At 51.5% G+C, this 3,131-nt stretch carries 2 rRNA genes; both read right to left on the bottom strand.

Annotated features, from left to right (window positions below):
- A 23S ribosomal RNA gene (locus ACQCT8_RS18885) occupies window positions 1–2,247 on the bottom strand; the annotation flags it as partial.
- A 350-nt stretch (window positions 2,248–2,597) separates the two neighbouring features.
- Window positions 2,598–3,131 (bottom strand): 16S ribosomal RNA (locus ACQCT8_RS18880); the annotation flags it as partial.

The raw sequence follows: 3,131 nt of genomic DNA, 5'->3' as shown, positions 1-3,131 counted from the left end.
ACGGGTGAGGGTTAGAAGTTCAACACAGCCAGGGTAGTATCCCACCAATGCCTCCATCGAAGCTGGCGCTCCGATTTCCAAGGCTCCTACCTATCCTGTACAAGCTGTGCCAAAATTCAATATCAGGCTACAGTAAAGCTCCACGGGGTCTTTCCGTCCTGTCGCGGGTAACCTGCATCTTCACAGGTACTATAATTTCACCGAGTCTCTCGTTGAGACAGTGCCCAGATCGTTACACCTTTCGTGCGGGTCGGAACTTACCCGACAAGGAATTTCGCTACCTTAGGACCGTTATAGTTACGGCCGCCGTTTACTGGGGCTTCAATTCGTACCTTCGCTTGCGCTAAGCACTCCTCTTAACCTTCCAGCACCGGGCAGGTGTCAGCCCCTATACTTCACCTTACGGTTTCGCAGAGACCTGTGTTTTTGCTAAACAGTCGCCTGGGCCTATTCACTGCGGCTCTCTCGGGCTTGCACCCTACCAGAGCACCCCTTCTCCCGAAGTTACGGGGTCATTTTGCCGAGTTCCTTAACGAGAGTTCACTCGCTCACCTTAGGATTCTCTCCTCGCCTACCTGTGTCGGTTTGCGGTACGGGCACCTTACATCTCGCTAGAGGCTTTTCTTGGCAGTGTGGAATCAAAGACTTCGGTACTCAATTTCCCTCGTCATCACAGCTTCGCTTACACGGAAACGGGATTTGCCTCGTTTCCTGCCTCACTGCTTAAACGCGCATATCCAACAGCGCGCTCTCCTATCCTCCTGCGTCCCCCCATCACTCAAATGATGCGTTGGTGGTACAGGAATATCAACCTGTTGTCCATCGCCTACGCCTATCGGCCTCGGCTTAGGTCCCGACTAACCCTGAGCGGACGAGCCTTCCTCAGGAAACCTTGGGCATTCGGTGGAAGAGATTCTCACTCTTCTTTCGCTACTCATACCGGCATTCTCACTTCTAAGTGCTCCACCAGTCCTTCCGGTCTGACTTCACAGCGCTTAGAACGCTCTCCTACCACGAAATCTCAGAAGAGATTTCATCCACAGCTTCGGTGAATCGTTTAGCCCCGGTACATTTTCGGCGCAGGGTCACTCGACCAGTGAGCTATTACGCACTCTTTAAATGGTGGCTGCTTCTAAGCCAACATCCTGGTTGTCTAAGCAACCCCACATCCTTTTCCACTTAACGATTACTTGGGGACCTTAGCTGGTGGTCTGGGCTGTTTCCCTTTCGACTACGGATCTTATCACTCGCAGTCTGACTCCCATGGATAAGTCTTTGGCATTCGGAGTTTGTCTGAATTCGGTAACCCGTTGGGGGCCCCTAGTCCAAACAGTGCTCTACCTCCAAGACTCTTACTACATGAGGCTAGCCCTAAAGCTATTTCGGAGAGAACCAGCTATCTCCAGGTTCGATTGGAATTTCTCCGCTACCCACACCTCATCCCCGCACTTTTCAACGTGCGTGGGTTCGGGCCTCCAGTGAGTGTTACCTCACCTTCACCCTGGACATGGGTAGATCACCTGGTTTCGGGTCTACAACCTGATACTCATTCGCCCTATTCAGACTCGCTTTCGCTGCGGCTCCGCCTTATCAGCTTAACCTTGCATCAAATCGTAACTCGCCGGTTCATTCTACAAAAGGCACGCCATCACCCGTAAATGGGCTCTGACTACTTGTAGGCACACGGTTTCAGGATCTGTTTCACTCCCCTTCCGGGGTGCTTTTCACCTTTCCCTCACGGTACTGGTTCACTATCGGTCACTAGGGAGTATTTAGCCTTGGGAGATGGTCCTCCCGGATTCCGACGGAATTTCACGTGTTCCGCCGTACTCAGGATCCACTCTGGAGGGACATGGTTTTCGACTACAGGATTGTTACCTTCTCTGATGGGCCTTTCCAGACCGCTTCGTCTAATCATGTCCTTTGTAACTCCGTATAGAGTGTCCTACAACCCCAAGAGGCAAGCCTCTTGGTTTGGGCTGATCCCGTTTCGCTCGCCGCTACTCAGGGAATCGCATTTGCTTTCTCTTCCTCCAGGTACTTAGATGTTTCAGTTCCCTGGGTCTGCCTTCAACCGCTTATGTATTCAGCGGAAGATCATATCCCATTACGGATACGGGGTTCCCCCATTCGGAAATCTTCGGATCACAGCTTACTTACAGCTCCCCGAAGCATATCGGTGTTAGTACCGTCCTTCATCGGCTCCTAGTGCCAAGGCATCCACCGTGCGCCCTTTCTAACTTAACCATTTTTGCCTCATTATCCACGGCGCATCTCTTCATCAGCTGCCTGTCGTCACATCCTCACGCACTGGAAAGTGCGTTCCGGTGTTCCTCCAGCCTGCTTCCTCGACCTGCTTGTGGCTAATGGTCAAAAAAATAGTTTTTGAATCATACGATTCAATGGATTTTCATTTGAAAATCACTAAGGTGGCGATTACTCGGTTTGTTGCTTTGTTTGTTTGATGTCTTTATCCAGTTTTCAAGGAACGAATCTTCATATAGAAGGCATTAAACCTTCAAAACTAAACAACCAGAAAACGTCAGGTTAGTCTGTGTGACGCGATTGACCCAAAGGGCCATCGGCCATTTCCTTAGAAAGGAGGTGATCCAGCCGCACCTTCCGATACGGCTACCTTGTTACGACTTCACCCCAATCATCTGTCCCACCTTAGGCGGCTGGCTCCATAAAGGTTACCCCACCGACTTCGGGTGTTACAAACTCTCGTGGTGTGACGGGCGGTGTGTACAAGGCCCGGGAACGTATTCACCGCGGCATGCTGATCCGCGATTACTAGCGATTCCAGCTTCATGCAGGCGAGTTGCAGCCTGCAATCCGAACTGAGAACGATTTTATGGGATTGGCTCCACCTCGCGGTCTCGCTGCCCTTTGTATCGTCCATTGTAGCACGTGTGTAGCCCAGGTCATAAGGGGCATGATGATTTGACGTCATCCCCACCTTCCTCCGGTTTGTCACCGGCAGTCACCTTAGAGTGCCCAACTGAATGCTGGCAACTAAGATCAAGGGTTGCGCTCGTTGCGGGACTTAACCCAACATCTCACGACACGAGCTGACGACAACCATGCACCACCTGTCACCATTGTCCCCGAAGGGAAAAGTCTATCTCTAG

Origin of the sequence: Jeotgalibacillus proteolyticus (genome assembly GCF_050107735.1) — a bacterium.
In the GTDB taxonomy this organism is placed as follows: domain Bacteria; phylum Bacillota; class Bacilli; order Bacillales; family Jeotgalibacillaceae; genus Jeotgalibacillus; species Jeotgalibacillus proteolyticus_A.
This window is presented reverse-complemented; position numbering and strand designations above follow the sequence as displayed.